Raw genomic sequence first — 3,673 nt, forward strand, 5'->3', positions numbered from 1 at the left:
GGGCGGTTCCCGTGTCGGGGGCCGCTTCGAGCACGATGTGGGCGTTGGTGCCGCTGACGCCGAACGAGGAGACGCCCGCCCGGCGCGGACGGCCGGTCCCGTTCCCGTCGCCGTCGCCGTCTCCGTCGCCGTCTCCGTTCCAGGGGGTCGGCTCGGTGAGGAGGCGCAGGGCGCCGGAGGACCAGTCGACGGCCGGGGTGGGCTCGTCCACGTGCAGCGTCGCGGGAAGGGTGCCGTGGCGCAGGGCGAGCACCATCTTGATGACGCCCGCCACGCCGGCGGCGGCCTGGGTGTGGCCGATGTTGGACTTGATCGAGCCGAGCCACAGCGGCCGTTCGGCGCCGCGCCCCTGCCCGTAGACCGCCTGGAGCGCTTGGGCCTCGATGGGGTCCCCGAGGGTGGTGCCGGTGCCGTGCGCCTCGACCGCGTCGATGTCCGCGGGGGTGAGGCCGGCGTTGTCGAGGGCTTGGCGGATGACGCGCTGCTGGGCGGGGCCGCTCGGGGCGGTGAGGCCGTTGCTCGCGCCGTCCTGGTTGACGGCGCTGCCGCGCACGACGGCCAGCACGGGGTGGCCGTTGCGGCGGGCGTCGGAGAGCCGCTCCAGCAGCAGTACGCCGACGCCCTCGCCCCAGCCGGTGCCGTCCGCCGAGGCGGCGAACGCCTTGCAGCGCCCGTCGGGCGCCAGGCCGCGCTGCCTGCTGAACTCCACGAACGCGGTCGGCGTCGCCATCACGGTGGCGCCGCCCGCGAGCGCGAGGGTGCACTCGCCCTGGCGGAGCGCCTGGGCGGCCAGGTGCAGCGTGACCAGCGAGGCCGAGCAGGCGGTGTCGACCGTGACGGCGGGTCCTTGCAGGCCGAAGGTGTAGGCGAGGCGCCCGGAGACGACACTCGCGGCCGTTCCGGTGATGAGGAAGCCCTCGACGCCCCCCAGCGCGCCGGAGAACAGTGCCGCGTAGTCCTGGCCGTTGGTGCCCATGAAGACGCCGGTGCCGCTGCCGCGCAGTTCCTCGGCGGTGATGCCGGCGCGCTCGAACGTCTCCCACGACGTCTCCAGCAGCAGGCGCTGCTGGGGGTCCATGGCCAGGGCCTCGCGCGGGCTGATGCCGAAGAAGGCGGGGTCGAACGCGCCCGCGTCGCGCAGGAAGCCGCCACGTTCGGTGACGCTGCCGCCGGCGCGTTCGGCCGCCGGGTCGTGCGGCCCGGCGAGGTCCCAGCCGCGGTCGGCGGGGAACGGCGACAGCGCGTCCTCCCCGGCCGCGAGCAGCCGCCACAGGTCCTCGGGCGACTCCACGCCGCCGGGGAAGCGGCAGCCCATCGCGACGACGGCGATGGGCTCCCGGGCGGCCTCGGCCATCTCCCGGTTGAGCCGCTGGAGCTTCTTGTTCTCCTTCACGGAGGCCCGCAGTGCGGCGACGACGGTCGCCTCGGTGCCGGTCATCGTCGCTCTCCCGTGGTCTCCGCGCCGGTCGTGCCGGGCGTCGTGTCGGTGTCGGTGTCGGTGTCGCCCGTGTCGTGGAGGACCAGCCGGACGAGGTCGGCGACGCTCATCTCGTCCACGTCGTCCACGTCGTCCACGTCGTCGGTTCCATCGATTCCGCCGTCGCCGCCGGTCGTCCGTTTCCGTGCGGACTCCGCCGCGGCGGCCGGGGCGCCGTTCTCCGCGGCGAGGCTCAGCAGCGCCTCGTAGAGCCCGGACTCCTTGAGCCGCGGCAGCGGGATGCGGCTGACGAGGCTCAGGACCTCCGCCTCGCCGCCCGCGGGCCCGGCGGCGACCTCGGGCGCCAGCCCGGCCAGCAGGTGGGCGGTGAGGTCGGCGATCGTCGGATGGTCGAAGGCCAGCGTCGTGGGCAGCGGCAGCCCGGTGGCCGCGCCGAGCCGGTTCCGCAGGTCCACGGCGGTCACCGAGTCGAAGCCGAGGTCCCGGAAGGCCCGTTCCTCGTCCACGGTGTCCGGCGAGGCGTGCCGCAGCACCGCCGCCACGTGGCCGCGCACGAGGTCGGAGACGATCTCGTGCCGCTCGTCCCCGCTCCGCCCGGCCAGCCGCGCGGCGAGCGAGGGGCCGGGCGGGGAACCGGGCGGGGTGGCGTCGCCGGTGGCGGGCGCCGCCTCGGGCAGGTCGTCGAAGAGGCTCGTGGACCTGACCGCGCGCAGCGCGGGAGCGAACGTCCCCCACTCGATCGCCGCCACGCCGAGGGCGGGCGCCTCCCGTTCCAGGGCTGTGCGCAGTGCCGCGACGGCCAGGTGCGGGGCCATCGGCGTCACGCCGCGCTGCCGGAGGCGTTCCCCGACGTCGCCGGTGGCGAGGCCCGCCTCGGCCCAGGCGCCCCAGGCGAGCGAGGTGGCGTGCAGCCCCTCGGCACGGCGCCGTTCGGCCAGGGCGTCGAGGAACGCGTTGGCCGCGGCGTAGTTCGCCTGGCCGACGTTGCCCACGAGGCCGGCGAAGGAGGAGAACAGCACGAACGCCGACAGGTCGAGGCCCGCGGTGAGTTCGTGCAGGTGCCAGGCCGCGTCGGCCTTGGGGCGGGCCACGGCCTCGAACCGCTCCGGGGTCAGGTCGTTCAACGCCCCGTCGTCCAGGACGCCCGCGGTGTGGAAGACGGCGGTGAGCGGGCGGTCGGCGGGGAGAGCGGCCAGCTCGCCCGCGAGGGCGTCGCGGTCGGCGGCGTCGCACGCGGCGACCGTCACCTCGGCCCCGAGCGCGCGGAGTTCCGCCGCCAGCTCGTCGGCGCCCGGGGCGGCGGGGCCGCTGCGGCTGAGGAGCAGCAGGTGCCCGGCGCCCTCGCGGGCCAGCCAGCGGGCCACGTGGGCGCCGAGCGCGCCGGTTCCGCCGGTGACGAGCACGGTGCCGGTGTCCGCGGGACGCCAGGAGCGGCCCTCCGTGCGCGGGTGCGCCCGGGTCAGGCGGCGGGCGAGCAGCGCGGTGCCCCGCACGGCGAGCTGGTCCTCGTGGCCGACGGCGCCCGCGAGGACCGCGAACAGCCGGTCCAGGCAGGCCGGTTCCGGCATGGCGGCGGGCAGGTCCACGAGGCCGCCCCAGCGCTCGGGGTGTTCCAGCGCCGCCACCCGGCCGAGGCCCCAGAGGCGTGCCTGCCACGGGTCGGGTGGGGCGTCCGCCGCGCCCGTGGCGACGGCCCCGCGGGTGAGGACCCACAGGGGTGCGGCGTTCACGCCAATGTCCGCCAGGGCCCGGGGCAGTGCCGCGGTGGCCGTGAGCGGGTCGCCGTCCGGCGCGCGGTCCGCGTCGGCCGCGAGGGCGAGCAGGGACAGCACGCCGCGGATCTCCGACCTCGGCGGCACGGCCTCGCCGGGGGCGGCGACCACCACGTCGGCGCCGGCGCTCTTGAGTCCGTCCGCCACGGCGGCCATCGCGTCGTTCTCGACCAGGCCCGAGGGGGTGAGGAGCAGCCAGGTGCCGGTGGCGCTCCGGCCCTGGCGCCCGGCGGTGGCCGGGTCGGGCAGGGGCTTCCAGGCGACCTGGTACAGCCAGTCGTCGGTGAGGCGCCCGCGGCGGCTCGGTGGCACGGCGTCGAGCCAGTAGCGCCGCCGCTGGAAGGGATAGGTCGGCAGATCGACATGCCGACCCCCCGCGAACACCCGCTCCCATGCGACGGGGGCACCCCGCACCCACGCCTCGGCGAGCGAGGCCAGGAAACGGTCCAGGCCCCCCTCACCC

At 76.8% G+C, this 3,673-nt stretch carries 2 protein-coding genes; both read right to left on the reverse strand.

Features of this window, described 5'->3' with window-relative positions:
- Window positions 1-1,393, reverse strand: a 1,393-nt coding sequence (locus tag ADY01_RS33995; RefSeq protein ID WP_420715762.1) for a type I polyketide synthase, incomplete at its 3' end; no start/stop codon positions are given.
- A 41-nt stretch (window positions 1,394-1,434) separates the two neighbouring features.
- On the reverse strand, window positions 1,435-3,673 hold a 2,239-nt coding region (locus tag ADY01_RS34000; protein ID WP_049580628.1), incomplete at its 5' end, for a beta-ketoacyl reductase.

The organism is Streptomyces sp. SBT349 (assembly GCF_001083795.1).
GTDB lineage: Bacteria > Actinomycetota > Actinomycetes > Streptomycetales > Streptomycetaceae > Streptomyces.